Source organism: Caulobacter sp. NIBR2454 (assembly GCF_027474405.1).
In the GTDB taxonomy this organism is placed as follows: Bacteria; Pseudomonadota; Alphaproteobacteria; order Caulobacterales; family Caulobacteraceae; genus Caulobacter.
This window is the reverse complement of record NZ_CP114871.1, coordinates 1177940-1203399: the sequence shown is the minus strand read 5'-3', so window position 1 is coordinate 1203399 and position 25460 is coordinate 1177940. Positions and strand designations below refer to the sequence as shown.

General features: G+C 66.5%; 23 protein-coding genes. 8 read left to right on the top strand and 15 right to left on the bottom strand.

The window, feature by feature from the left end; genetic code table 11:
- The first annotated feature begins 65 nt into the window (after positions 1-65).
- Positions 66-536 (top strand): DUF1203 domain-containing protein, encoded by a 471-nt coding sequence (locus O5K31_RS05900; protein WP_269716383.1) that lies wholly within the window; start codon positions 66-68, stop codon positions 534-536.
- A 164-nt stretch (positions 537-700) separates the two neighbouring features.
- Positions 701-3604 carry an excinuclease ABC subunit UvrA gene (gene uvrA, locus O5K31_RS05895; RefSeq protein ID WP_269716382.1) on the top strand — a complete coding sequence of 968 codons (2904 nt, stop codon included), beginning with the start codon at positions 701-703 and terminating at the stop codon, positions 3602-3604.
- Here the strand turns inward: uvrA and O5K31_RS05890 are convergent.
- On the bottom strand, positions 3601-4437 hold the full coding sequence (locus O5K31_RS05890; protein ID WP_269716381.1) for a hypothetical protein: 837 nt from the start codon (positions 4435-4437) through the stop codon (positions 3601-3603). The two genes, uvrA and O5K31_RS05890, sit on opposite strands and share 4 nt — an antisense overlap.
- A gap of 238 nt (positions 4438-4675) precedes the next feature.
- Here O5K31_RS05890 and O5K31_RS05885 point away from each other — a divergent pair, with 238 nt between their 5' ends.
- On the top strand, positions 4676-5287 hold the full coding sequence (locus tag O5K31_RS05885) for a glutathione S-transferase family protein (protein ID WP_269717006.1): 612 nt from the start codon (positions 4676-4678) through the stop codon (positions 5285-5287).
- Here O5K31_RS05885 and O5K31_RS05880 read toward each other — a convergent pair.
- The gene (locus O5K31_RS05880) at positions 5284-6195 is read right to left on the bottom strand and encodes a hypothetical protein (protein WP_269716380.1); all 912 of its coding nucleotides are present in this window, start codon (positions 6193-6195) and stop codon (positions 5284-5286) included. The genes O5K31_RS05885 and O5K31_RS05880 overlap by 4 nt on opposite strands.
- Positions 6195-7010, bottom strand: coding sequence for a hypothetical protein (locus O5K31_RS05875; protein WP_269716379.1), 816 nt, complete (start codon positions 7008-7010; stop codon positions 6195-6197). Before O5K31_RS05875 ends, O5K31_RS05880 begins: the two co-directional genes overlap by 1 nt.
- A gap of 111 nt (positions 7011-7121) precedes the next feature.
- Here O5K31_RS05875 and trmFO point away from each other — a divergent pair, with 111 nt between their 5' ends.
- Positions 7122-8531, top strand: a complete 1410-nt coding sequence (trmFO, locus tag O5K31_RS05870) for a methylenetetrahydrofolate--tRNA-(uracil(54)-C(5))-methyltransferase (FADH(2)-oxidizing) TrmFO (RefSeq protein WP_269716378.1) — start codon at positions 7122-7124, stop codon at positions 8529-8531.
- A 115-nt stretch (positions 8532-8646) separates the two neighbouring features.
- On the opposite strand, the gene O5K31_RS05865 is transcribed toward trmFO, so the two are convergent.
- The 6 genes from O5K31_RS05865 to O5K31_RS05840 all read right to left on the bottom strand — a co-directional run bounded on the left by O5K31_RS05865 (position 8647) and on the right by O5K31_RS05840 (position 17848).
- Complete coding sequence (locus O5K31_RS05865) at positions 8647-9345, bottom strand: squalene/phytoene synthase family protein (RefSeq protein WP_269716377.1); 699 nt, start codon at positions 9343-9345, stop codon at positions 8647-8649.
- Positions 9346-9410: 65 nt separating this feature from the next.
- Positions 9411-10040, bottom strand: a complete 630-nt coding sequence (locus tag O5K31_RS05860) for a hypothetical protein (RefSeq protein WP_269716376.1) — start codon at positions 10038-10040, stop codon at positions 9411-9413.
- 148 nt (positions 10041-10188) lie between these two features.
- Positions 10189-12279, bottom strand: coding sequence for a winged helix-turn-helix domain-containing protein (locus tag O5K31_RS05855; protein ID WP_269716375.1), 2091 nt, complete (start codon positions 12277-12279; stop codon positions 10189-10191).
- A 77-nt stretch (positions 12280-12356) separates the two neighbouring features.
- Complete coding sequence (locus O5K31_RS05850; RefSeq protein WP_269716374.1) at positions 12357-14462, bottom strand: winged helix-turn-helix domain-containing protein; 2106 nt, start codon at positions 14460-14462, stop codon at positions 12357-12359.
- A gap of 116 nt (positions 14463-14578) precedes the next feature.
- Positions 14579-16132 carry a glucan biosynthesis protein gene (locus tag O5K31_RS05845; RefSeq protein WP_269716373.1) on the bottom strand — a complete coding sequence of 518 codons (1554 nt, stop codon included), beginning with the start codon at positions 16130-16132 and terminating at the stop codon, positions 14579-14581.
- A 216-nt stretch (positions 16133-16348) separates the two neighbouring features.
- The gene (locus tag O5K31_RS05840) at positions 16349-17848 is read right to left on the bottom strand and encodes an MFS transporter (protein WP_269716372.1); all 1500 of its coding nucleotides are present in this window, start codon (positions 17846-17848) and stop codon (positions 16349-16351) included.
- A gap of 112 nt (positions 17849-17960) precedes the next feature.
- Between O5K31_RS05840 and O5K31_RS05835 the strand changes: the two genes are divergently transcribed.
- A complete protein-coding gene (locus O5K31_RS05835; RefSeq protein ID WP_269716371.1) occupies positions 17961-18632 on the top strand; it encodes a TetR/AcrR family transcriptional regulator in 672 nt (223 codons plus the stop codon).
- 60 nt (positions 18633-18692) lie between these two features.
- On the opposite strand, the gene O5K31_RS05830 is transcribed toward O5K31_RS05835, so the two are convergent.
- From O5K31_RS05830 to O5K31_RS05815, 4 genes are all read right to left on the bottom strand, one after another.
- Positions 18693-19589 carry a 3-oxoacyl-ACP reductase family protein gene (locus O5K31_RS05830; protein ID WP_269716370.1) on the bottom strand — a complete coding sequence of 299 codons (897 nt, stop codon included), beginning with the start codon at positions 19587-19589 and terminating at the stop codon, positions 18693-18695.
- Positions 19590-19660: 71 nt separating this feature from the next.
- Complete coding sequence (locus O5K31_RS05825; RefSeq protein ID WP_269716369.1) at positions 19661-20068, bottom strand: nuclear transport factor 2 family protein; 408 nt, start codon at positions 20066-20068, stop codon at positions 19661-19663.
- 105 nt (positions 20069-20173) lie between these two features.
- Positions 20174-20725, bottom strand: coding sequence for a TetR/AcrR family transcriptional regulator (locus O5K31_RS05820; protein ID WP_269716368.1), 552 nt, complete (start codon positions 20723-20725; stop codon positions 20174-20176).
- A 413-nt stretch (positions 20726-21138) separates the two neighbouring features.
- Positions 21139-21396: a hypothetical protein gene (locus O5K31_RS05815; protein ID WP_269716367.1), complete on the bottom strand. Its 258-nt coding sequence runs from the start codon at positions 21394-21396 to the stop codon at positions 21139-21141.
- A gap of 293 nt (positions 21397-21689) precedes the next feature.
- On the opposite strand from O5K31_RS05815, the gene O5K31_RS05810 reads away from it, so the two are divergent.
- Positions 21690-21857, top strand: a complete 168-nt coding sequence (locus O5K31_RS05810) for a hypothetical protein (protein WP_269716366.1) — start codon at positions 21690-21692, stop codon at positions 21855-21857.
- Between the two features lie 21 nt (positions 21858-21878).
- On the opposite strand, the gene O5K31_RS05805 is transcribed toward O5K31_RS05810, so the two are convergent.
- Positions 21879-22496, bottom strand: a complete 618-nt coding sequence (locus O5K31_RS05805) for a hypothetical protein (protein WP_269716365.1) — start codon at positions 22494-22496, stop codon at positions 21879-21881.
- On the bottom strand, positions 22493-23335 hold the full coding sequence (locus O5K31_RS05800; RefSeq protein ID WP_269716364.1) for a hypothetical protein: 843 nt from the start codon (positions 23333-23335) through the stop codon (positions 22493-22495). Before O5K31_RS05800 ends, O5K31_RS05805 begins: the two co-directional genes overlap by 4 nt.
- 189 nt (positions 23336-23524) lie before the next feature.
- Here O5K31_RS05800 and O5K31_RS05795 point away from each other — a divergent pair, with 189 nt between their 5' ends.
- Both O5K31_RS05795 and O5K31_RS05790 read left to right on the top strand, forming a co-directional pair.
- Entirely contained in the window at positions 23525-24637 is a 1113-nt protein-coding gene (locus O5K31_RS05795; RefSeq protein WP_269716363.1) for an ABC transporter permease, read from the top strand.
- Positions 24634-25452 carry an ABC transporter ATP-binding protein gene (locus tag O5K31_RS05790; protein WP_269716362.1) on the top strand — a complete coding sequence of 273 codons (819 nt, stop codon included), beginning with the start codon at positions 24634-24636 and terminating at the stop codon, positions 25450-25452. The genes O5K31_RS05795 and O5K31_RS05790 overlap by 4 nt, the downstream gene beginning before the upstream one ends.
- The last annotated feature ends 8 nt before the right edge of the window (positions 25453-25460 follow it).

The window sequence follows — 25460 nt, the reverse complement described above, 5'->3', positions numbered from 1 at the left end:
GCAAGGATCGGGTCGCGCCCGCGCACGGCATGCAGGACACGAAGGCCAAGCCAACGGAGCCTCCCATGTCCTACGTCGTCACCGGCCTTTCGCCCGATCCCTTCCGTCACCTCTTCGGCCTGTCAGAAACCGCCCTCGCGGCAGCTGGCGTCATCCGCATGACCGCGGACGAAAAGCCGGGCTTTCCCTGCCGGATCAGCCTGGAAGACGCCGAGCCCGGCGAGACCGTCCTGCTGCTGAATCACGAGTATCAGGGCGCCGACACGCCCTATCGCGGTCGCCATGCCATATTCGTGCGCGAATCGGACCGTCCCGCCGCGCATTTCGAAAACGAGATTCCCGAGCAACTTTGCGTCCGGCTGCTGTCCGTCCGCGCCTTCGACGCCCAGGGCATGATGCGCGACGCCGATGTGGTCGAGGGCGTCGATCTGGAGCCGCTCATCCAGCGCCTGCTCGCTGATTCCCAGACCGCCTACCTGCACGTCCACAACGCCCGCCGAGGCTGCTACGCCGCCCGGATTGAGCGCGCTGTATAGGCCTCGGAAGCCGCCCCGCCACGCTGCTGACAAGCCTGCTGACACCATGCTGTCAGCAGGGTGGCGTTTGTTCTCACCTTGTTCTTGTATTAATCAGCCATCTGCGCACTACATATCGTTGTCGCGCCGCACCCTCCCTGCGGCTCTCTGCGTTTCCGGAATCCATGGCTGAACAACTGAACTTCATCCGCGTTCGCGGCGCCCGTGAGCACAATCTCAAGGACGTCAGCGTCGACATTCCCCGTGGGGAGCTGGTGGTGCTCACCGGCCTGTCGGGCTCGGGCAAGAGCTCGCTCGCCTTCGACACCATCTACGCCGAGGGTCAGCGCCGCTATGTGGAGAGCCTTTCTGCCTACGCCCGCCAGTTCCTGGAGCTGATGAGCAAGCCGGACGTGGACCTGATCGAAGGCCTGTCCCCCGCCATCTCCATCGAGCAGAAGACGACCTCGAAGAATCCCCGCTCCACCGTCGGTACGGTGACGGAGATCCACGACTACATGCGCCTGCTGTGGGCGCGGGTCGGCATCCCCTATTCGCCGGCCACCGGCCTGCCGATCGAAAGCCAGACGGTCAGCCAGATGGTCGACAAGCTGATCGCTCTGCCCGATGGCGAGCGCCTCTATCTGCTGGCCCCCGTGGTCCGCGACCGCAAGGGCGAATACCGCAAGGAAATCGCCGAGTGGCAGAAGGCCGGCTTCCAGCGCCTGAAGATCGACGGACAGTTCTATCCGATCGAGGACGCGCCGGTTCTCGACAAGAAATTCAAGCACGACATCGACATCGTCGTGGACCGCCTGGTCACCAAGGGCGGGCTTGAGAGCCGCTACGCCGACTCCATCGAGACCGCCCTGCGCTTGGCCGACGGCATCGCCGTCGCCGAATGGGCCGACGCCAAGGAAGGCGAAGCCGAGCCGCAGCGCCTGCTGTTCTCCGAGCGCTTCGCCTGCCCGGTCAGCGGCTTCACCATCGCCGAGATCGAGCCACGCCTGTTCTCGTTCAACAATCCGGCCGGCGCCTGCCCGGTCTGCGACGGCCTGGGCGCCAAGCTGGCCTTCGACGCCGACCTCGTCATCCCCGATAAGGACAAGTCCTTGCACAAGGGCGCGGTTTCGCCCTGGTCGCGCGGCCCCTCGCCGCTCTACACCCAGACCCTGCAGGCCCTGTCGCGCCACTACGGCTTCTCGATGGACGACCCGTGGCACAAGCTGCCGCAGAAGGCCCGCGACGTAGTCCTGCAAGGCTCGGGCGGCGACAAGATCAAGTTCGTCTATGACGACAACGCCCGCAAATACGAGGTGGTCAAACCCTTCGAGGGCGTGCTGCCGAACCTGGAGCGCCGCTGGCGCGAGACCGACAGCTCGTGGGTCCGCGAAGAGCTGGGCCGCTATCAGTCCGACACCCCGTGCGAGGCCTGCCACGGCGCGCGCCTGAAGCCCGAAGCCCTGGCGGTGAAGATCGCCGGTAAGAACATCTCGGAGGTCTCGGGCCTGGCCATCCGTCCGGCCCGCGACTGGTTCGCCAGCCTCGAGGGCCAGCTCTCCGACAAGAACATGGAGATCGCCCGGCGGATCCTGAAGGAGATCAACGACCGCCTGCGGTTCCTGGTCGACGTGGGCCTGGACTATCTCAACCTGTCGCGCGGCTCGGGCACCCTGTCCGGCGGCGAGAGCCAGCGCATCCGTCTGGCCAGCCAGATCGGCTCGGGTCTGACCGGCGTCCTCTACGTGCTGGACGAGCCGTCCATCGGCCTGCACCAGCGCGACAACACTCGCCTGCTCACCAGCCTCCAGGGCCTGCGGGACCTGGGCAATTCGGTGCTGGTGGTCGAGCACGACGAGGAAGCGATCCTTACTGCCGACTACGTCATCGACATGGGCCCGGCCGCCGGCGTCCACGGCGGCGAGATCGTCGCCCAAGGCAAGCCCGCCGACATCATGGCCAACCCCAAAAGCGTCACCGGCCAGTACCTGACGGGCGCGCGCGAGATCGAGGTGCCCGAGGACCGCCGCCCCATCGGCAAGAACCGGCTGAAGGTCATCGGCGCCACCGGCAACAACCTCAAGGGCGTCACGGCTGAAATCCCCGTTGGGACCTTCACCTGCATCACCGGGGTGTCGGGCGGCGGCAAGTCCACCTTCACCATCGAGACCCTGTACAAGGCCGCCGCGCGCCGTCTGAACAACGCCAGCGACGCCCCGGCGCCGCACGAGCGGATCGAAGGGCTGGAGCACTTCGACAAGGTCATCGACATCGACCAAAGCCCGATCGGCCGCACCCCGCGCTCGAACCCGGCCACCTATACCGGCGCCTTCGGCCCGATCCGCGACTGGTTCGCCCAGTTGCCGGAGTCCAAGGCCCGCGGCTACGGCCCCGGCCGCTTCAGCTTCAACGTCAAGGGCGGCCGCTGCGAGGCCTGCCAGGGCGACGGCGTCATCAAGATCGAGATGCACTTCCTGCCGGACGTCTATGTCACCTGCGACGTCTGCAAGGGCCAGCGCTACAACCGCGAGACGCTGGAGGTTCTGTTCAAGGGCAAGACCATCGCCGACATCCTCGACATGACCGTCGAAGAGGCCGCCGACTTCTTCAAGGCCGTGCCCCCGATCCGCGACAAGATGGAGACGCTAAAGCGCGTCGGCCTCAGCTACATCAAGGTCGGCCAGCAGGCGACGACCCTGTCCGGCGGCGAGGCCCAGCGCGTGAAGCTGTCCAAGGAACTGTCGCGCCGCGCCACCGGCCGCACCCTCTACATCCTCGACGAGCCCACCACCGGCCTGCACTTCGAGGACACCAAGAAGCTGCTGGAAGTGCTCCATGAACTGGTCGACCAGGGCAACACCGTCGTGGTCATCGAGCACAATCTCGACGTGGTGAAGACCGCCGACTGGCTGATCGACTTCGGCCCCGAAGGCGGCGACGGCGGCGGCGAGGTGGTGGCCGTCGGCAGCCCCGAAAAGGTCGCCGGAACCGAGGCCAGTTGGACCGGCCGCTACCTCAAGGACGTCCTCGCCCGCCACGAGGAACGCCGCAAGGAACGCGTGAAAGCCCTGAAGACGAAGCGGGCCTAGCCCGCTTTGCTTCCATCTCCTGTCCCAAGGGCCAGCCGTCGATAAGCTTCGGCGGCTGGCGCGAACATGAGCAGCATGTTCACAGCGCCGGCGAGAGCGAGCAGGGGTGTAGCGACCAGTGAAGCTGTCGAGAAAATACTTCCAGGAACCCCGCTGAGCAGAAGCCCAGACAGCCCGCCCGCAGGCCTTTCGATAAGCCAGAACACCAAGTGCCCGGGAGCAATCGCCAGAACGATTAACGGCCATGGCGCCAAGAGCGTCCAGAACAGCGACCAGAAGCGCCCTTTGGTCAGCAACCAGCTTTCAAACAAATTGATCCGCTTGTGAGCGAAGGCGGATGGCGGAACGAGCGAAAGGCGCACACCGCAATAGACCGCTCCACCAAGAGCAACGATCAGAACGACTACCCCCAAGGCGGTCTGCAGCCCTTCGACATGGCCGCTCAGGCTGGCGATCATCCATAAAGCGCCACCTAGCACACAGCTCACGACAACTCCGCCCGCGACAGCGGATAACATGCTGAGGAAGAAGGCGACCACGTATCGGACTTCATCCCGCCCGAACTGCAAGCCCGCCCATCGACGGCTACCTGGCTGCAAGACCAGCCGGAAGCATCCGACAGCGAAGATCGCGATTCCAAGACGGCCTAGAAGCGTAAACGCCATTGTGATCTGTCGGACATCGTCCGAGTTCGAATGGATCACCTGAAAGAGCACGCCCTGCGTCAGGTTCAGGATCGTCAGCACCACCGCCCACTGAAGCACCAGCTTCGGATTGCGCCGGGCCAAGGACAGCCCCGCGAACCCCACCTCCCCCACCGACAGCTGCGCCAATTTGTTTCCCCTTTGTTCTTTTCTCCTCGAACAAATCCCGCGCCTTGATCAGGCCATCAACGCCATAAAAGCAGAATCTTCAGGCGATCAGTCCGTGACCGCCCGTTCCGGCGCCAGCAGGTATGCCCCCAGCATAGGCCAAAACCGTACCGGTCAAGGCGAAGCCTTGCAGTTCAAGGCCTTACACCTCTAACATCTGTTTGAACCGCCGACAGAGCGGTCGATGGAGGATGTCCTCATGAAGCTCTACGGCGAACGCATGCCGGCCCCCAATCCGCGCCGTGTACGGATGTTCCTGGCCGAGAAGGGCGTCGACCTGCCCGAAATCCGGGTGGACATGCGCAAGGGCGAACACAAGTCGTCCGAGCACCGCGCCCGCAACAGCCTGGGCCAGCTGCCGACGCTGGAGCTCGACGACGGGACCACCCTGTCCGAGAGCGTCTCCATTTGCCGCTATCTGGAAAGCCTTTACCCGGAGCCGCCGCTGTTCGGCCGCACCGGCCTGGAGCAGGCGCAGATCGATATGTGGATCCGCCGGGTGGAGTTTCAGCTGCTGATCCCCACCGGCATGTTCTGGCGCCACGCCCACCCGTTCACGGCTCAGTTGCTGGAGCAGCACACGACGTTCGGAGAATCCAACCGTCCGCTGGTGGAGCGCGCGCTGAAATGGCTGGACCGCGAGCTGGCCGGAAAGACGTGGATCGCGGGCGAGGCCTATTCCATGGCCGACATCGTCGCGCTCAGCACGGTCGATTTCGCCGGCTTCGTCGGGCTTGAGCCGCCCGAGGGCCTGGAGAACCTGAAAGCCTGGCGCGAGCGGGCATCGGCCCGCCCCAGCGCCGTGGCCTAGGCCGCGAGCGCCGCCGCCTCGCGCTCGGCCTCGACCTTCGTGATCACTCTGTAGGCGTGGGCCGAGGGGCCGTAGAGCAGCGCGTTCTGCAACGCCCCCACCGCCGCGCTCAGCAACAGGTAGGTCAGGGTCAGCGGGTTGAGATAGCTGGCCAGGGTCGGGGTGTCGTCGTTGAAGCCCTGCATCATCTCGCGCAGGTCGCCGCCCGACGCGATCGCCGCCACGGCGACGGCGACGATGAAGATCGTCAGGATCACCACCGCCGTGATGGCGAAGGTCAGGATCTTCATTCCCAGCAGCGGCCAGAACCAGCCCCGGCTCAGCCGCCACGAGTCGCGAAAGCTCATCTTCCCCCGGTCGAAGGTCATCGGCAGAGCCAGGGTCAGCCGCACCCAGCAGAAGATGAAGATGAAGAACACCGCCAGGGCGATCACCACCACCAGCAGGCCCAGCGCCGGCCCCGTCAGGGTGGCGAGGCTGTAGAGAATGCTGGCCCCCAGGCTGACCACGAAGGTCAGACCGATGAAGATCAGGCCATAGAGCACCACCGCCCCCGCCGTGCGCAGCTCCTCGCGGCCGACGCGCAGATAGCCGTAGCGATCCTCGTGGAAGTCGTCGCTCTTCAGAACCGCGCGATAGACCGCGTTCAGATAGACCGAGATGATCATCAGCCCCAGCAGCAGGCTGATCAGCGCGTCGCGCACCAGGTCCAGCGTCAGGGCCGCGTCGGCCGGGTCGATGTCGCCCCCCGCCTTGGCCAGCGAACCTGTGAACAGCAGCGCGGTTAGCACGCCCACCGCGATGGTCGTCAGGAAAGACGCCCCGGCCCAGATCAGCACCGCGCGCGGGTGATGCCGCGCTAGGCGGAAACCTTCGAAAGCCGCGTCGGAGGACGAGAACTTCGACATCAGGCGGCGGCTCCAGGCGTGCTCAGGCGACGATAGATATGGGACACCAGGCCCACGGTGATCGGCAGATAGAACACCACCGCCACCGCGCTGCCCGCGGCGTTGAGCCATATACGGCTGGACGCGGGATCGGGACGTCCTTCCGCGACGAGCGTCGCGACAACCGTGACCAACAGCACGGGCGCGCTGATCACCAGATAGGCGACGAAGATGCGCCAGGCGTTGCCCTTGGTCAGGTCCCAGGTGCTGATCAGGCGAACCTTGCCCTCCGCCGCCGTAGCCGGCAGCGCCAGGCTCAGTCGGATCGACAGCCACGCCAGACCGATCAGGGCCGCCAGCAGGACAAGGGTCATGATCAGCCCGCCGCCCGGACCCATGGCCTTGGCGATGGAGTCGGCGGAGGTGTAGTCCACCGGCCCGCCACGCGCGGCCAGACCCACGGTGATCGCCGCCAGCAGGATGACGCCCACGGCGATGACGATGGCGAACAGGATCGCCATCAGGATAAGGGTCACGGCCAGCCGCCCCTCCATCGGACCCCACTGCAGACCCGCCATCGGAGCGGGCTTGGCGGCGGTCGCGACGCCCAGACGATCGGCGAAGGCGACCCGGAACAGCGCACCCTGCGCCATCAGGGTGGCGACCACATAGAGGCCGTATGCCGCGCCCATGAGCAGCGGAATGGAAGCGGTGGAATAGACGATCAGGCTCAGGGCGGCGACGCCCAGCGGGCCCGCCGCATGGCGCCAGGAACGGCTCCAGAAACGCACCGCCTCACCGACGGCCTCACCGATATTCAGGCGCACGGGCGCCATGGGCAAATCCTTCTACAGCCAAGCCTTGGCCAGTCCTCCTGCCTTAGCGTGTCGTCGATCCGATAGCGAGGGTGCTTTCGTCGCGGACGCATGCGGCTTAAAGAGCGCGCCATGACCCACAAGCCCATCCATGTCGTCGGCGGCGGCCTCGCCGGTTCCGAAGCCGCCTGGCAGATCGCCCAGGCCGGCGTTCGCGTGATCCTGCACGAGATGCGCGGCGCCCTGCGCGCAGACAGCGACGCGGTCGCGCAAAAGATAACCACCGACGCCCACCAGACCGACGGCCTGGCCGAACTGGTCTGCTCCAACTCCTTCCGTTCGGACGACTGGGAGTTCAACGCGGTGGGCCTGCTGCACGCCGAGATGCGCCGTTGCGACTCGATCATCATGGGCTGCGGCGACGCCCATCAGGTGCCCGCCGGCGGCGCCCTGGCCGTGGACCGCGACGGCTTCTCGGACGCGGTGACCAAACGCCTGACCGATCACCCCCTGATCACCGTCGTGCGCGAGGAGATCGCCGGCCTGCCCCCCGCCGATTGGGACAATGTGGTGGTCGCCACCGGCCCCCTCACCTCCCCCGCGTTGGCACAGGCCATCCTGGATGCGACCGGCGAGGGCCAGTTGTCCTTCTTCGACGCCATCGCGCCGATCGTTCACCTGGAAAGCATCGACATGTCCAAGGCGTGGCGCCAGTCGCGCTACGACAAGGAAGGCCCCGGCGGCGACGCGGCGGCCTACATCAACTGCCCGATGGACAAGGCGCAGTACGAGGCCTTCATCGACGCCCTGCTGACCGGGCCGAAGTCCGAGTTCAAGGACTGGGAGAACGTCCCCTATTTCGACGGCTGCCTGCCGATCGAGGTCATGGCCGAACGCGGCCGCGAGACCCTGCGCCACGGCCCCATGAAGCCGGTCGGCCTGACCAACGCTCACAACCCCACGGTCAAGGCCTACGCCATCGTCCAACTGCGCCAGGACAACGCCCTTGGCACCCTGTGGAACATGGTCGGCTTCCAGACCAAGCTGAAGCACGGCGTCCAGGCCGACGTTTTCCGCATGATCCCGGGACTGGAGAACGCCCAGTTCGCGCGCCTGGGCGGCCTGCATCGCAACACCTTCATCAACAGCCCCCGCCTGCTGGACGACCAGCTTCGCCTGAAGGTCGCGCCGCGCCTGCGCTTCGCCGGCCAGGTCACCGGGGTCGAGGGCTATGTGGAAAGCGCTGCCGTCGGCCTGCTGGCCGGCCGTTTCGCCGCCGCCGAGGCGCTGGGCAAGACGCTGTTCGCACCGCCCTCGACCACCGCCCTCGGCGCCCTGATCGCCCACATCACCGGCGGTCACCTGGAGGGCGGCTCAGGCTCCTTCCAGCCGATGAACATCAACTACGGCCTGCTCCCGCCCATGGAGGCCCCCAAGGTCGACGGCGAAGGCAAGAAGGTCCCGGTCAAGGAACGCGGCCGCGCCAAGAAGCGCCTGATGAGCGTTCGGGCGTTGCAGGACCTGGACGGCTGGCTGGCCTAGTTGCGTGCTTCGAGACGCGCTGCGCGCTCCTCAGCATGACGAGCGTGGTTTGGCTTTGAATCCGTCATCCTGAGGAGCGGCCGAACCGGCCGCGTCTCGAAGGACGCACGCAGCTTCAAACCCGCCCGGTCATCACCGCCAGCGTCACCCGCGCGCGCTTCTCGAAGTCCGTCGGCGCGCGGCCCTTCACATAGCCCGCCGCCAGCGCCGCATAGGCCGCCGCCGGAAACGCCGCCACGGGCAAGCCCTTCAACTGCCGCCGCGCGTCCTTCAGCGCCGCCGCCGTCTCGGCCCGCGCGTCCGCGTCGGGCCACAGCCGTCCCAGACGATGCAGCCCCGAAATCCCGAACGCCCGCGCCGCGCCTTTCACGGCGTGCGGATCAGCCTGCGGGTCCAGGCGGATCGCCGCCAGCATCATCACCGCCCCGGCCGTGGCGTCGATATAGGCCAGGCCCTGGTCGCGGTTTTCCGGCGGGGGATCAAGATCGGCCAGGCGCGCCTGGGCCATGTCCACCAGCGGGCCATAGGGGATGCGAGCCTTGGCGATCGCCTCGACCACCGGATGGCGACGCGGGGGGCGCCCCTCCAGCAGCTCCTCCATCGCCTCGCGCCACCAGGTCAGGCGGATTTCACCCATCAGCGCGTCGCGCACGCCGCCGGCCACACGGGCCAGCTCGTAGTTGTAGGCATAGAGCGCGATCACAGCCGCCCGCGCCGCCTCGTCGGCGATGAAGCGGGTGGACAGCCAGCGGTCGGGGTCCACCCGGCGGATGGTGGCGTCGAGGTCGTCGAGGGGCGGCGGCTGGTCGGTCATCGCTCAAAAGAAAAGGCCCGCTCGGTGCGAGCGGGCCCTTCCCTACACGATTTGCCGCCGACTGCTTAGCCGAACAGCGTCTGGTTCATGGTCATGCTGACCAGCATCGGGATCGACAGCAGCAGGTTGGTGCGGCTGAAAAGCATGGCGGTGCGCGCGGCCTTGGCCTTGGCGTCCGCGTCAGCGTCCACGATGCCCAGGGCGATCTTCTGGTTCGGCCAGATGAACACCCACACGTTCAGGAACATGACGATCGCCAGCCACATGCCGGTGCCGATCATCGAGTACGAAGCGTCGCCACCCGGCCCGGCGGTGTAGCCGCCCGCGAAACCCAGCGTCAGGGTCTCGGTCAGGTAGCCCATGCCGCGCGAGGCCGCGATGGCCAGGCCCATGATCACCGTCAGCAGCGCCGCCCAGCGGAACCAGAACAGCGCTTCCGGCGCGATGTGCTTGGAGACCGCCGGCTTCAGCTCGGCCGGGATATTGGGCATCACGCGGATCTGGACGAAGTTGAAATAGTACAGCAGCCCGATCCACAGGATGCCGAAGAACACGTGCAGCCAGCGGAACACCGCCTGCCAGAAGATCGCGTCCCAGCCGCCCGGCGCATGCGCGCCGTAGCCTGCGATCATCACCAGCGCGAGCACGAAGCTCAGGATGATGGTGTTACGGAAATTCGAAAGCAGCCCAGCCATGGTTTCCCTCCCTCATTCGCCTGGAGCGAGACGGGGCGCCGAACATCGGGCCTGCCGGTTCGACTGTCGCGCTCAAAGCCCAGCTTGGCGCTCAGGTATAGGCTGCTTCGCAAAGCCCGCAAGACTGTCGCGAGACTGTGATCTGGCCCTAGCGCGTCAGTTTGAACAGTCCGATGTCGCGAACTTCACCGCCGGTATTGGCGTAGACGAAGCTGTCGTCGCGCGGATCGATGGCCACGTCCGACGTCCACGCCACATTGTCCAGCCGCCGCAACTCCCGCTCCGGCCCTGACCATGGCCTGAACCGCAGCCCCGCCTGCCGCCCAGCGTTGGCCAGGAAATAGACGCCGTCCCGCCCGATCACCCAGTACGGGTCCTGCATCCGAAAGCCAGCGATGGCCTCACGCGGCGTCGGGTCTCCCGGCGTCAGAACCCACAGGCGCCGATCCTCCCGCCGCCAGCCATAGAGCCGGCCATCGGGCGAGGACCGCATCACCTGCCAACCCTCGCCGCCCGGTTCGGGACGGGACGAGCCGTCGGCCTCGACCCGCATCACATGGGAACCGTCAGCCGCATCGTGGATGTAGCGGATCAGGCCGTCCGCGCCCCACACCACGTTGGCTTTCGCCTTGCCGTCGCTGGTGCGGCGACGAAGACCCGAGCCGTCGGCGCCGATCTCGTAGATGTCGGTGTTGCGGCCGTCCACGGCGATGAAGGCGATCTTGCGCCCGTCCGGCGACCATCGGACGTCGTACATCGCCCCGCCGCCCCGATGGGTCAGCCGAACCGCCTTGCCGCCATCCGGCGCGACCCAGAGCTCGGGCGAGCCGCTGCGATTGGAGATGAAGGCGGTGCTTCCCCGCACATTCACATCCGGATCCGTATCCATCGCCTCGGCCGGATCGACGGACCGCAGCCCATCGGGCAGCGCGATCTCCAGCCGTGAACGCTGGTTGTGGATTTCGACCGCGATCTGGTCGCCTGCGTCGGCGGAAATCCGCCCGAACGCCATCAGACCCACGCTCAGGCGTTGCGGCGCGCGGCGGCGGTTCACGTCGGCCACCCACAGGCCCGGATCGCCGCCCCGGTTCGAGCTGAACACCACCTGCCGGCTATCGCGCGTCCAGGCCAGGCCATAGACGCCGTCGCCGTCGTTGATCAGCGGCCGCTCCGCGTTCCTGCGAACGTCGTGGATGATCAGTTCATCGACCCCCACGCTCTTGATGCGCCGAAACAGCACCGAGCGGCCGTCGGGTGAGACTTGCGGGTCCTGGTCCGCCAGACCCTCCCGAGGGCGCGACAGATCGGCCGTGGCGCCGGTCTCGATATCCATCGTCCGGATGCGTCGGATCGTGCGCGGCGCCGTGCGGTCGGCATAGACCAGGGTCCGCTCATCCAGCCAGGACAGGGACGTGCCGGGATCGATGACGCAGCGGCCCGCCTCCCGGGCTGCCCCGCCGGGAATCGTCATGACCATGATCCGGCAGGGCGCGCCGGTCTCGTCGCTTTTGACGAAGGCGATGCGGTCTCCCTTGGGCGACCAGGCGGGCGAATACTCGTCGCCGCTGTCCGATGTCAGACGGACCGGCGCGCCATCGCGGGTGGACCGCATGTACAGATCCAGCGAGCTGCGCCCCCTCGAATAGATCAGCGTCGCGCCGTCAGGCGACAGGGCCGGCCGGATCGTCCCTTCCGCCTCGCTGGTCATGATCTGCCAGGATTGGACCGCCGTCACCGGGCGTGGCTGCACTCTCGTATAGAGCGCCACGCCGCCGGCGATCAGCGCAACCCCCGCTACCGCCCCCGCCAGCAGCCAGGGCCACCGGCTGCGGGCCGGCTTTTGCGTCACGGTGTTGGGATTGGTCTTGGGCGCGACCGCCCCGGCCTCTTCCAGAATCTTGAGCCGATAGCCGATCTTGGGCACCGCCTCGACGGCCAGCCGCGGGTCAGCTTGCAGGGCCTTTCGCAGACGGCTGACACAGCGGTTCAGGGCGTCTTCCGAGATGATGCGCCCGTCCCAGCATACGTCCACGATCTCGTCGCGGCCCACGGCGGCGCCCTCCGCCTTGGCCAGAACGACCAGCAGTTGCATCACCTTATGCTCGACCTGCCAGGAGCCTTCGGGACCGACCAACTGCAGCGAGGCAGGCCGCACCTTGAGCGCGGACAGGTCGAACGAAGGTTCAAGCGCGAGCACGATGCGGCCAAAGCGCGGCCTTATCGTGGAAATTTCGTTCAACTAGCCGGACCCATCCCCCAAACTTAGCAATATGATGCCACGACTAGTAATTACTGCATAGAACGTTGTGATGTGATCTAGCGGGACAACTCCAGCAGTCCGATATCGGTTTCGTCCTGGATGAGCCGGCCGTAGACCACCCCGTCGCTACGCGGGTCGATGGCTATATTGGCTGCCCCTGACACTCCTCCCAGCGCCGCCGTCTGTCGCGGTCCGCTCGACCAAGGGTGCAGCCAAAGCGACGGACGGTCGCTTCGACGATCGCGTATGAACCGCACGCCCTCACGGCCCACGGCCCAGGAATCATCCGCCAGTTGCAGTCCCAGGATCGCCTCGCGCGCCGGGCCGCCGTCATCGGGCAGGGTCCACAGGCGCGGGTCGCCCGACCGCACGCCATAGAGGCGGCCATCGGGCCCGGTCCGCACGATCCGCCAGCCCTCGCCGCCAGGGACCGGGCGCGCCTGACCATCCGCGCCCAGGCGCATCAGCCGCCAGCCAGCCGCCGTCCGCTCCACATAGCGCAAGGCGCCGTCCGCCCCCCAGACCGGCCAGGCCTTGTCGCGCCCGTCCTGGGTCACCCGCCTCAGGCCCGAACCGTCGCGCCCGATCTCATGGATATCCACCCGGCGCTGACCGACGGCGATGAAGGCGATCCGGCGGCCGTCGGGCGACCAGTGCGGCCCGTGCAGATAGCTCGAACCCAGCGAGGTCAGCCGCACCGGCGCAGCCCCCTCCCTCGCCACCCAGAGCTCCGACGCGCCGCTGCGGTCGGACACGAAGGCCACCGCCCCGTCCGCCGCCACGTCCGGGTCCCACTCCAGCCCGGTGGAGGTGCTCAGGGCGCGCGTCGATCCGTCCGGCGCCACGGCCTCCAGGTTCACGCGTTCGGCGGTCATCTCCACCGCCAGCCGGTCCTGGCTGTCAGAGGACAGGCGGCCCAGGTTCAGCAGGCCGACGCTGACCCGACGCGGCGCGGCGTCGCGCGTGGCGTCCACCGACCACAGCCCGAAATCCAGGCCCCGGTTGGAGCTGAAGACCAGATGGCGGCGGTCCCGGGTCCAGGCGAAGCCTCGCGCCTTCCAGCCGTCGTTGGTCAGCTGCCGCTCGCGCCCGGTCTTGATGTCGCGCACGTACAGGTCGTCGATCCCCGGCGCCGTCGTGCGCCGGAACGCCATCAGCCGCCCGTCCGGCGACAGCAGCGGGTCGGCGTCGCCGTTGAAGTCCGCCGGCGGCGTGGTCAGATCGCGGGTCGCGCCCGTCTCGATGTCCAGCGCCCGGATGCGCCGCACCCCGCCGCCCGCCGGCCGGTCCGCATGGACCAGGGTCGTCTCGTTCAGCCACGACACCCGCGTATAGGTGTCCGCCGCGCAGCGCCCCACCAGGCGCTCGGCCCCGCCCGGCACGGTCATGGTCAGGATCTGGCAGGGGCTGGCGCCATCCGTCCGGACAAAGGCGATGCGGTCGCCCCGCGGCGACCAGGCCGGCGCGAAATCGTCCAGCGGATGGGAGGTCAGCCGCACCGGCTCCCCATCGCGCGTAGCCCGCATATAGAGCTCGCGCGGCGCGTGGGGGGTCGCCCCGGCGGCATAGACCAGCACGTCGCCGCTGCGCGACAGGGCCGGCCAGGTCTCCAGTCCCGGCTCGCTGGTCAGCGGCCGGAACCCCTGCGCCGTCCGCGCCGGCCCAGGCCGCGTCAGCACATAGGCCGCCGCCACGCCCGCCACGGCCAGCAGCGCGGCGCCCACAACGATCCACCGCCAGGGCGGCCGGCGCTTGGCGCCAGCCTCACCCGAAGCCTCCGCCACGGCCGGCGCGGCTTCCGGCGCGGCGCCGTCACGGACGCGCAGTCGGTAACCGATCTTGGCGATGGTCTCGATGGTCACCCGCGGATCGGCGCTCAGCGCCTTGCGCAGCTTGACGATGCAGCGGTTCAGGGCGTCCTCGGAGACGATCCGCCCGTCCCAGCACAGGTCGATCATCTCGTCCCGGCCCACCGGTTCGCCATGCGCGCGCGCCAGGGCGACCAGCACCTGCATCACCCGCGGCTCCAGCATCTCCGCCCCCTCGGGCGACGACACCTCCAGGGCGGCCGGACGCACTTCCAGCACGCCCAGCCGGAATGGCGGCTCGACGGCCAGGGTGATGCGGCCCAGCCTGCGGAATGGCGAGGTGTGTTCGTTCATCGCCCAAACATCGGAAAAATCACCGCCCAAGCCCCCAGGCCGCGCAGTTTCCGACAAACCCCGGTCGCTGAACAGCCCCGTCGCGCCGGCCTGCGACGAGCGGCGTTATCGGAGCGTCATCCGCTCCAACGGTGACGCCAGGTCTCCGACACCGGCTGCCCGCCGCGTTTCAGCCGCAGCATCAGCTCCACCTCGCGCCCCGTGGGCTTGAAGCCGAATGCCGCCCGCGCGGCGTTGGGCGCCGGATAGGGACCCACCGCACGCCATAACAGCTCCCCGCCGCGAATCTCCATCTCCGCCTCGACATCCTCGAAGCGGCCGGTCGCGTCGGGGGCGATCCCTTCGAAGTCGATGGTGAACATCCGCGCCCCGGACCCGCCGGCGGCGCCCTCCTGCACGATCTCGCCCGCCCGCGTGCGGCGTACCCGCGCCAGCTGGCTGGGATAGGGCTCGTTTCCGAAATGCAGGCGATAGCGCAGCGTCACCTCCTGCCCGGCCTTCCACGGCTCGATGGGTCGCCAGAAGATGGCGATGTTGTCGTCGGTCTCCTTTCGGGTGGCGATCTCCACCAGATGCACCCGCCCAGGACCCCAGTCCTCCAGCGGCTCCACCCAGATCCCCGGCCGCTTGTCGTACCGCGCCTCCAGGTCGCCATAGGCCTCGATGTCGCGCTCGCGCTGCAGCAGGCCAAAGCCCCGCGGGCTGTCGTCCTCGAACGAACTGAGGCGCAGGGACTTGGGATTGGCCAGCGGCCGCCAGATGCGCTCGCCCCGCCCCGTCCACATGGCCAGCCCGTCGCTGTCGTGGACCGAGGTGCGGAAGTCATGGTCGTCCGGCCGGTCCGACAGCCCGAACAGATACATGCTGCTCATGGCCGCCACGCCGCCCTTGTCGATGGTCTTGCGCGGATAGATCGCCGCATCGACCTCGTAGACGGTGTTCTGCCCCGGCGTGATCTTGAAGCTGTAGGCCCCCGCCACGCTGGGGCTGTCCATCAGGGCGTGAACGGTCACGAACCCCTGCCCCGCCGCCGGTCGCTCGATCCACAACGCGTTGAAGACCGGGAACTCCTCGTTCGGCTCGCCGGTCCCGATGGCCAGCCCCCGCGCCGAGGCGCCGTAATAGTTGCCCTTGCCCAGGCTGCGGAAATAGCTCGCCCCCTGGAAGACCCCGATCTCGTCCAGCACGTCCGGCCGGTTGATCGGCCACAGCAGCCGCAGGCCCGAGAACCCGCCCATGTTCTCGCCCGACGCCTGATGCCCCTCGGGGAAGGTGAAGAAGTCCGGCGCATAGGCGATCGCCCGCGCCTGCCCCTCCATCACCTCGAACAGCTCCACGGGCTTGGGGTACATGAAGGCCGGCGGGAAAAACTCGGCCCGGAAAGCCAGCCCCTCGGGCGCCCACAGCTGACGCGCCTTGTTGAACCGAATCTGCCGGTACTGGTCGTAGCTCAGCCCCTCCAGCTGCGACCGCCCCTGCGGCGGCGGCGCATAGGGTCGCGCGGCCAGCGCCCGGGCCTGCGCCCGCAAGCTCTCCTGAGAGAACGGCTGCGCAGCCCCCTCAGCCTGCGCCGAAGCGAGACGGGGAACAGCCATCAGGCCGGCCAGAGCGGCCAGGCCAGCGAAGACGTCGCGGCGCGGCGCGCCCGAACGGGGAGTGTCGTCTGCCATCGCCCGCACAAGCCGCGACCAGGGCGGAAGGTCAAGGGCGGGAATGTGGCGAGCGGCGGGGTGGGAGACTTATGAAAGCCCATTCTTCTAGGGTCGCTTTGCGCCATAACCAGACCCTGGCTCCCCTCTGGCAAGCGGACTCTCAGACGCGCTGTCCCACGCCCGCTCCCGACCCACTGCGGACATTTGCCTTGGCGTTACGGGATGAAGCAGCACTCAGCCTTGATGGACCACCGGTCGTCGCAGCGAGAGGAAGACGACTACCGCCGTGATGAGCGTGACGGCGGCGAGGCACAGCGACAGCGCGCTGAACGCGTCTCCGTAACTTGCAAGCAGTGCCGGCGCCGGCACCTCCGGCGCGAGCGCCGAGGCGCCCCCCAGGTCCCCCGTCACAAGCCGCTCAGCGATCAGAGATGAGGCCGTCGGCTGTGCTATCAGCGGCGAAACCTTGGCCTGCGCCAGTCCGCTCAGCAGCGCCGTGGTCAGCGCCAGGGCGATGCCTTCGCCGGCGACGCGAACAGTCCCGAAGATGCCTGCGGCCATGCCTGCTCGCTCCTTGGGCACGACACTGACGGCAAGCCCGTCCATCAGGCCCCACGGAAAGCTCATGCCGACGCCGATGACGAGAAGGGCAGGGACCATGGCAGCGGTTCCAGCACCAATCGGAACCTGTCCGAGCCAGAACACGCCCACGCTGGCGACGACAAGGCCGAGACCACAAAGCGTGGCCGGCGACAGCCAGCGGGTCAGCGATCCCGCCAGCAGCGGCAGCACCAGCAAAGGCGCGGACATGGCAAGCATGGTAAGGCCAGCTTCAGAAGCGGACATGCCGTCGATTCCTACAAGCCGGATCGGAAGCAGGACCACAAGGACGACGAAGCCATAGGCGGGAGCGGCCGCAAGGAGTTGGACGCCCACGAACTGCCGGTATCGAAACAGGTCGAGGTCCAGCATCGGGCGAGCGACGCGTCGTTCGATCACGACGAACGCGATCAGGATGGCAGCCGCCGCTGCGAAGAGGGCGACGACCACCGGGTCCGACCATCCGCGGCCTGGACCCTCAAGGATCGCCGTCGTCAGGGCTGCGAGCGCGACCGTGAAGCTGACGCTTCCCGGCCAGTCGACCCTGGTGGCGTCCGGATCTCGCGACTCTTTCATGAAGGCAATGCCGATGAGGAAGGCGGCGACATCAAAGGCGACCACCAGCGCCAGGATGCTCCGCCAGCCGAACAGCTCGAACAGATAAGCCGACGCGATCGGGGCGACCGAGAGGCCGACTCCGAAGCTCACGCCGACGAAACTGAACGCCCGCAGCTGCCCTGGGCCGTGGAACTCCTGCGCCAGAACGGCCATCCCGGCCGACATTGCGGCTGCGGCCATGACGCCCTGAGCGGCCCGGATCAGGTTGAAGCTGGTCATGTCGGGTGAAAACGCGATCATCACCGAAAGAATGCCGAATACGCCCGTCGCGATGGCAAACACCCGCTTGCGACCGTATCGGTCCGCTAGCGCCCCGGCCGCGAGAAGCAGGCTTCCGAAGGTCAACAGATAGGCGTTTGTCGCCCAGTTGATCGCGACCGGTGATCCGCCAAGCGCCTCGCCTATGGCGGGCAGCGCGACGGTGGGGCCGGTGAAGGCGAGCGGCATCGACGCGGAGGCGAGACAGACGGCCACAAGAACGGCCGCGGAACGCCACGTCGGAGACTGATCTTCCATTGTAGTTCCAGGATTGCTCAGGACATCGATGCCTCGCCGCAGGAGCCGGGCCGCCGCTGAATCTCAGTCGAGGCGATGCGGTCGATGTGCGGCGGTGGACCGGTAGTCACGGTTGAATAAATATTTTAGTGAGCGCTATATATACAACGCCGCCGCCGACAAGGGAGAATCTTTAGTGTCTGATAAAAAATCCGGCCGGGCCGGGCGGCCCCGCTCGTTCGAGCTGGAGAACGCCCTTGAGGTCGGCCAGAAACTCTTTCACGAGCGCGGCTACGACGGCGTGTCCCTGTCCGATCTGACGTCTGCGATCGGCATCGCCGCGCCCAGTTTCTACGCCGCGTTCGGGAGCAAGGCGGACTTCTTCCAGAAGATTTTGAGCCGTTACAGCGACGCTACGCCGTTGATCGACGTATTCACTGTGGAGAGTGACCCTGTCGCGATGCGTGTCGAAAATTATCTGGTCGCGCGTGCCGAGGCCTACAGCCAGGACGCTGTGACGAAGGGCTGCCTGGTTCTGAACGCGACCCGGACCTGCAGCGACGCCGGCGCCGCGGCGGTCGCCGGAGAGATCGCCGAGGGCGGCCGCCTGCGCGTCCGCGACCTTGTCGCCAGGTCGCGACCGGATCTGGCGGAGCCGGTCAGCGACCTAGTCGCGTCTGTCATGCAGGGATTGTCCGCACACGCCCGGCAGGGTTGGTCGACCGACCGTCTCGTCGCTGTTGCGAGGAGCGCGGCGCTCTCGATCAGGACAATGTCCGAGACGCCGGATTTCACCGCGGCCTAGCGGACAGTCCGCAGCGGGCAAGGACGCCCGGAGGATATCCGCCGGGCGGTCCGATCCGGGTCAGGCGTTGGCGCCGCCGTCCACCGTCAGCGTCGTGCCGGTGACGTAGCGGGCCTTGTCGCTGGCCAGATAGGCGACGGCATGCCCGATCTCGGCGCCCTGGCCGAAGCGGCCGTTTGCGGTCAAAGCGCGCATCGGATCGCCAAAGGGACCATGGGCCGGGTTCATATCCGTGTCGATCGAGCCAGGCTGGACGATGTTCGCCGTTATGCCCCGGGGGCCGAGTTCGCGTGCGAGCCCCTGGTTGAAGGCCGTGAGCGCGGACTTCGTGGCCGCATAGACGCCCAAGCCGCCATAGGGCACACGATCGGCGAAGAAGCTGCCGATGGTGATGATGCTCCCGCCCTCATTCAAATGGGCGAGGGCGGCCTTGCTCGTCAGAATCGGCCCGCGGACGTTGACGTCGAGGAGCGCCTGGACATTCTCGATGGAGATGTCGGCGAGATCGTTCATGCGAATGATCCCGGCGTTATTGACGAGGATGTCGAGGCCGCCGAGGTCTTCGGCCGCCTTGTCGACCGAAGCCTGTATCGCCTCGATGTCCGCGCTGTCGGCCTGGATCGCTACGGCGAACTGGCCCAGCGCCTTGATCTCCGACACCACTGCGTCGGCCTGATCATTGGACTTCTCATAGGTGATCGCGACGGCTGCGCCTTCGGCGGCCAGCGTTTTTGCGATCGCCGCGCCGATTCCCCGGCTGCCGCCGGTCACGAGCGCCTTCTTGCCTGTAAGCGTCATCAGATATTTCCTTATGTTGCTCGACGCAGAGTCGACGGTTTGGCTGCTCGCAAAGCAGCGACCAGGATTCTGATCCCCCGGTGGGTCTGGGGACGTCGCATCGGGACTGGGGTTGGATGCATGGCCAGACCCAGCGCACGGGTCGAAGCTGTTGCACATTCAGTGGCAAGGGAGGCGACGGCTAGATCAGCGACCGCTGCGGATCTACGCCGCCTTCCTGCAGCCTGCATTTAGTTCGGTTGCTGTGCGCGCCAGATCTCGAGCGTGTCGATCAGTTGATGCCAACTCACGATCTTGCCGTCAGCGACGCGCACGATATGCGTATACTTTGCGTCAAACGGCTTTCCGGTCGAGGCCATGACGCCTTTCGATCGGCCGACGGCGACGATCGTGTCGCCGGCGTCGATCAACTCGTCAGGTCCTGCCACATAGTCCTGAAACTCCGCCGCGACACGCTTGAATACGCCTTCAGCGACCGCCGCCGGCGTCCGGTACGGGTTGCGATCGCCGAGAAGGAAGTTTTCGGATTCGCGCCAGTCGAGGTCATCGCTGAGGGTCGCGAGGACGGCGTCGATATCGCCCCTGACGAAGCTGTCGTAAAAATGTTTGACGAGTTCGAAGTTGCTTCGGTCGGCCATCGTTTATTCTCCTGTTTTTCAGATTTGTTTGTGAACACCCAATGGGCCGAGATCAGATCGATTGACCGGCTCTCATTCACATTGAATTTCGCGGGTTTGCTTCTCTCAGGAAACGTACTGTTTCCGGATGCGGACCATGGCGTTGTTGAACAGTTCAGCGTCATCGAGCGCCCTTGCGAGGACGATCGCGCCCTGGATGCTGGCGATGATTTCTTGGGCGACGACCCGTGGATCGTCGACGCCGGCCTGCTCGAGCGGGACCTCGAGCGCGTCGATCCACTTCTCGAAGTAGCCGGATATCGCTGACGCGAACTCGTCCCTCGCACTCCCGAGAGCCAGCATCCCGAAGATGCAGATCCGTCGACCTGACCGATAAGTCTCCGTCAGACTGTCGAGCATTGCCCCGACGGCCTGTTTGCCGTCTTCGGCGCTCCTGAGCGGCAAGAAGACGTTGGTCTCGAACCAGCCGTCCCATGCGGCCAGGACGGTGGCCGCCATCTCCGCCTTACCCTTGGGGTAGAAGTGGTAGAGGCTGCCTTTACCGAGCCCGGTCGCCTCACAGAGCATCGAGACGCTCGCGCCCTCGTAGCCGTGTTCGCGGAACACACGCGCGAGGGGTTCCAGGGTATCTGATTTGTCAGCAACGGTACGAGCCATAAAGGATCCATAGCCGATTTTGTACCGATAGGTCAAGTCTGTACCTTTTGGTACAATTTCCAGGGTGTTTACGAATGGGGCGGGCCTAGTTTGCTAGTATCTCTGCGCGAGTCGTTGCGCCGCGTGACGACGCCCTCACCAGATGGCTTACCAAGATACGGGCAGGCATCTGCGCCGACCGTTCCCATTGATTCAGAGGACGGCCGCACACGAAGTGACCCCGATTATCAGGTCTGCGCTGCAGGTTGCCGTGGGCCAACGAGCCGAACGTCCGTTCCCCACCCCTAGACGACTTTCCCGAGCCGCCGCATGGTTCTCGTGAGCGGAAGTGCCTACCGGCATCTATGAGCCGAAAGCGGCGCCCTAGGTCGGACGCCAGGCCCAACCTGTTCACACGCCACCTGCCCCACGAGCTAGAGGTAGCTGGGCAACGGCGCGCCGGCCGCAGCGCACCGCTCGGGAATTTCCGACAGCGCCCGCATCACCGCTGTTCGGGCGGCGGGCTTGTCTTTGGCGGCATCGATGGACGGCGCCAGGCGCACCCGGGTTGGTCCGCCTCTATCGGGGTACGGCCGGGTCAGCTTGATCCAGTACGGCGTCGTTCGGACGGGCCCGATGCGAGCCATGCCGCAAATCACTGTGCGATCCGGACTCATGACGAGGTTGATCAACTGCACCCTCTGAGAGCCACCTTCCGCCTGGCGAAGAATTTGGCGGGCGAACCGCTTTTGGTCCCGCCGCTCGGGATCGGGGTGGCAGGCAGAGACGAGAGCCGATGCAAGAGCTGCGCAGATGATGAACCGCCCGCGGGATATCGTCATTCAGCCACCTCACCTGGAAGCGTTGTCGTCATCGGTCGCGTTTCTGACTCTGCCATGCTTCGCACGATCGTTCCGTGATGGGCCCACTGGACATCTACGCGCCCGCCTTGGCAACGTGGCGAGGAGACCTGAGGAAATTCATTATGCGTATCGCCATCCTCGTCGCCGCTATCGTCGCGGCGCCCGCCGTCGCCACGGCCGCCGGCTTTGCCGAATACGTCGGCACATGGACCCAAAAGGATGGCCCGTCGGGACCGGGAAGCGAGTGGCGGATCGAGGAGGGTCCGGGGACATACACCGCGGGCGTATAGAGCCGCACGACCTCCTCGGCACTAAGGCTTGGGGGGCGCTGCCGGAAAAGTAGGCGCCCAGGTGAGTTGGAGTACGGTCAGATCGCCACTCGCCGCATCGATGTCGCTAAGCGTGACAGTCCGCCAGCCGCCATGAGGAATGACAGCCGTTCCGATGGCGTCAAACCGCCCGTTCACCCGCGCGAGTGGTGTTAAGCGCGCGACGCCGATCCTCACGACGGTCGTATGTGTATTCGACGCCCCGCATTGAGCAAGACCCACCTGCCTCCCGGGCGCCGCGGCGACCAGCGCACAATTGTCGTAGTGCATTGGCGGCGCTGATACCGACGGCGGGATTGGGTCAGGCAAGGCCCATCCCTTGCTGCGCGCTGCCGCATCGTCGTAGGCGATCTCCAGCGTCCCTCCCGACGGCGAGCCCTGCCAGCGCAACCAGGCGCCGGTGTCTGTTTGCGCTAGGTTGGCCGCCGCCATGCTGCGCACCGCGGCGCCCTTCAACTGCGGCGCCGGGAAGCGCGTCGCTGACACGAAAGCAAGCTCGCCACCGATCTCAGGCACGAAGCCGACCTGGGCGGCCTCAAGGGAGGACGATGCGGCGCCAGGCGCAGCGCCTAGGAGCATGCAAAACAGGGCGCCGATCATGACGGATTTCCCGTGAAGCCACCGTAATCGCCAGTTTGCCAGCCATAGGTGATGCCGGTCAGCGGGACGTCGAGGCCGATGTACAAACCCATGTTGATGGCGATGTTGTTCACCTGATGCTCCTGCTCGACCATGTACTTGTTGGGTGTGGCTCGATCATAGTAGCCGGCAAGGCTGCCCTCGTGTTGTTGCCTGTATTGATGCTGTTGCTCTGCCGCGACCGCGATACCGCGGTCCGTCTGGTGGGCCATTTCGTGCATGATCGCGTAATTCATGCCCTTGCCGCTCATATAATTCGGGTCGCCGTAGTTCCCGTCGTCCATGATCTTTGGCGTCACGTACATCGCGCCGTCCGGCCGGATCGCCATAACCGGCTGCTCGTCAGCTGGCGTGCTCTCATAGCCCGGGATCACAGTGACGACCTTGACCTTGAGGTTTTGCCAGTCCTCCCTCACGTCGCTGCCACGGATTGTCCCGGCGCTCGACGCAAAGCTGGCCAAGGGCGAAAAATTGGCCAACATCTTCTTGTCGACCGCAGCAATCGCCTTGGCGAGGAAAAGGGCCGTCTGGGTTCCTTGTGCACCGCTTACCTGGATGTCGATGGCGAAGTCGTTGGGCACTTCGGCATGCGGCGCCGTATATTGCGTCTGTCCGTCTTCCGTCTTCTTCCACAAACCATAGTAGCCGTCTTCGAACGCCACGGCGCCGATTGGCAGTTGGGTCTCGGGCCAGTTGTCAGGCCGTTTGCCTATGACCAGTAATTCGGCGACGTCGGTCGCCGCCGCGAGCACAAAGTCCGGGGTTGGATGGTCGGCATCATTTAAATAAAAATCAGACATAGAGCGCTCCGGTGACAACCAGAGGTAGAAGAGCGCGTGCTGACGGCTTCAATGTGGCCGGCTTAAGCCAGCAATGTGTGCGAACGCCTCTCCCCGGAACAACCTGAGCTTTAAAGACGTTCGGAACCTGCATAGGTATGGCAGGCTTGTGTGGGTTAGCCCGCAACGGGTTTGCGAGTTCTGGGGCATATGGACACCAACGCCGACTTCAGCGTCGAGACGACCGAGCAAGGCGCCACCGCCGTGCTGACGGGCGACTGGACGGCGACCACCCTCGAGGACGCGCCCGCGCGCCTGGCCCAGGCGGTGTCTGGCGGCGGGGCGGCGGTGTTCGACCTGCGCCAGATCGGCCGCTTCGACACGGCCGGCGCCTATGCGGTGATCCGCGCCGGCTGCGACGTCGAGAAGAAGAAGATCCTCGCCCGCGCCGCCACCAACCGCCTGCTGCACCTGGTGGACAACGCGGTGAAGGCCGAGCCGACTCCGGTGCCCAAGCGCCGGGGCACCACCGACCTTGTGGAGCGTCTGGGCCGTGGGGTGTTCAACCTGGGCCACGAGTTCTGGGAGACCATGGCCTTCATCGGCCACCTGGTCGTCGCCATCGGCCGCAGCCTGAAGAACCCCAAGCGCATCCGCTGGGCGGCCATCGTCTCCATGGCCGAGCGGGCGGGGCTGGACGCCATTCCCATCGTGGCCACCACCACCTTCTTCATCGGGGCGGTCGTGGGCCTTTTGGGCGCCAACATGCTCACGCAGTTCGGGGCCCAGGTATTCGCCGTCGAGCTGATCGGCATCGCCGTCCTGCGCGAGTTCAACATCATCATCACCGCCGTGCTGCTGGCCGGCCGCTCGGCCTCGTCCTTCGCCGCCGAGATCGGCTCGATGAAGATGCAGCAGGAGATCGACGCCATGCAGATCCTGGGCGTCGATCCGTTCGAGGCGCTGGTCATGCCGCGCTTCTTCGCCCTCTTGATCATGATCCCGCTGCTGACCTTTGTGGCGACGCTGGCGGGCCTGGCGGGCGGGATGCTGGTCACCTGGAGCGTGCTGGACCTGTCGCCCGGATTCTTCTTCCAGCGCATCATCGACAATGTGGGCGCCACCCACTTCTGGGTCGGCCTGTCCAAGGCCCCGGTCATGGCCGCCGTGATCGCCGGCATCGGCTGCCGCCAGGGGCTGGAGGTCGGCAACGACGTCGAAAGCCTCGGCCGCCGGGTGACCACCGCCGTGGTCCAGGCCATCTTCTCGATCATCCTGATCGACGCGGTCTTCGCGCTTATCTACATGGAGCTCAACATATGAGCCCCAACGAAGACCATCTCAGCGACGACGAGCTGCTGGACGACACCGTCGCCCCGGTCCAGATCAAGGGTCTGGTCTCGCGCTTTGGCGACAACGTGGTCCACGACGGCCTCGACCTGACCGTCAAGCGCGGCGAGGTCCTGGGCGTGGTGGGCGGTTCGGGCGCCGGCAAGTCGGTGCTGCTCAACACCATCATCGGGCTGAAGTCTCCCGACGGCGGCGAGGTCAAGCTCTTCGGCCAGGACACCCAGCGCGCCTCCCGCCGCCGGTGGAGCGCCATCGAGCGCAAGTGGGGGGTCCTCTTCCAGCAGGGCGCCCTGTTCTCGAACCTGACGGTGCGCGAGAACGTCGCCGCGCCGCTGTACGAGCACACCGACCTGCCCAAGCACGAGGTCGAGCAGCTGGCCGATCTGAAGATCGCCCTGGCCGGCCTGCCCGCCCGCGCCGGCGCGCTGAAGCCCGCAGAGCTTTCCGGCGGCATGCGCAAGCGCGCGGGCCTGGCCCGGGCGCTGGCCATGGACCCCGAACTGCTGTTCCTGGACGAGCCCACGGCGGGCCTCGATCCCATCGGGGCGGCCGCCTTCGACGACCTCATCAAGGACCTGTCCGACAGCCTCGACCTGACCGTGTTCATGATCACCCACGATCTGGACACGCTCTACGCCATCACCGACCGCGTGGCCGTGATCGCCGACAAGAAGGTCGTGGCCGTGGCGCCGGTTTCGAAACTCGAGCGTTCCGACCATCCGTGGATCCAGGAGTATTTCCTGGGCAAGCGCGGACGGGCGGCGCAAACCGCCCGCCAGGCGGGTTAGGGGAAGAC

Excerpts from the sequence above, each read along its gene's own strand:
- O5K31_RS05860 (WP_269716376.1), bottom strand. The coding sequence starts at position 10,040 with ATGGCTGGGCTGCTTTCGAATTTCCGTAACACCATCATCCTGAGCTTC.
- uvrA (WP_269716382.1), top strand. The coding sequence starts at position 701 with ATGGCTGAACAACTGAACTTCATCCGCGTTCGCGGCGCCCGTGAGCAC.
- O5K31_RS05830 (WP_269716370.1), bottom strand. The coding sequence starts at position 19,589 with ATGTGCAACAGCTTCGACCCGTGCGCTGGGTCTGGCCATGCATCCAAC.
- O5K31_RS05825 (WP_269716369.1), bottom strand. The coding sequence starts at position 20,068 with ATGGCCGACCGAAGCAACTTCGAACTCGTCAAACATTTTTACGACAGC.
- O5K31_RS05820 (WP_269716368.1), bottom strand. The coding sequence starts at position 20,725 with ATGGCTCGTACCGTTGCTGACAAATCAGATACCCTGGAACCCCTCGCG.
- O5K31_RS05865 (WP_269716377.1), bottom strand. The coding sequence starts at position 9,345 with ATGACCGACCAGCCGCCGCCCCTCGACGACCTCGACGCCACCATCCGC.
- O5K31_RS05800 (WP_269716364.1), bottom strand. The coding sequence starts at position 23,335 with ATGTCTGATTTTTATTTAAATGATGCCGACCATCCAACCCCGGACTTT.
- O5K31_RS05885 (WP_269717006.1), top strand. The coding sequence starts at position 4,676 with ATGAAGCTCTACGGCGAACGCATGCCGGCCCCCAATCCGCGCCGTGTA.
- O5K31_RS05850 (WP_269716374.1), bottom strand. The coding sequence starts at position 14,462 with ATGAACGAACACACCTCGCCATTCCGCAGGCTGGGCCGCATCACCCTG.
- O5K31_RS05900 (WP_269716383.1), top strand. The coding sequence starts at position 66 with ATGTCCTACGTCGTCACCGGCCTTTCGCCCGATCCCTTCCGTCACCTC.
- O5K31_RS05875 (WP_269716379.1), bottom strand. The coding sequence starts at position 7,010 with ATGGCGCCCGTGCGCCTGAATATCGGTGAGGCCGTCGGTGAGGCGGTG.
- O5K31_RS05845 (WP_269716373.1), bottom strand. The coding sequence starts at position 16,132 with ATGGCAGACGACACTCCCCGTTCGGGCGCGCCGCGCCGCGACGTCTTC.
- trmFO (WP_269716378.1), top strand. The coding sequence starts at position 7,122 with ATGACCCACAAGCCCATCCATGTCGTCGGCGGCGGCCTCGCCGGTTCC.
- O5K31_RS05810 (WP_269716366.1), top strand. The coding sequence starts at position 21,690 with ATGCGTATCGCCATCCTCGTCGCCGCTATCGTCGCGGCGCCCGCCGTC.
- O5K31_RS05805 (WP_269716365.1), bottom strand. The coding sequence starts at position 22,496 with ATGATCGGCGCCCTGTTTTGCATGCTCCTAGGCGCTGCGCCTGGCGCC.
- O5K31_RS05790 (WP_269716362.1), top strand. The coding sequence starts at position 24,634 with ATGAGCCCCAACGAAGACCATCTCAGCGACGACGAGCTGCTGGACGAC.
- O5K31_RS05795 (WP_269716363.1), top strand. The coding sequence starts at position 23,525 with ATGGACACCAACGCCGACTTCAGCGTCGAGACGACCGAGCAAGGCGCC.
- O5K31_RS05880 (WP_269716380.1), bottom strand. The coding sequence starts at position 6,195 with ATGTCGAAGTTCTCGTCCTCCGACGCGGCTTTCGAAGGTTTCCGCCTA.
- O5K31_RS05840 (WP_269716372.1), bottom strand. The coding sequence starts at position 17,848 with ATGGAAGATCAGTCTCCGACGTGGCGTTCCGCGGCCGTTCTTGTGGCC.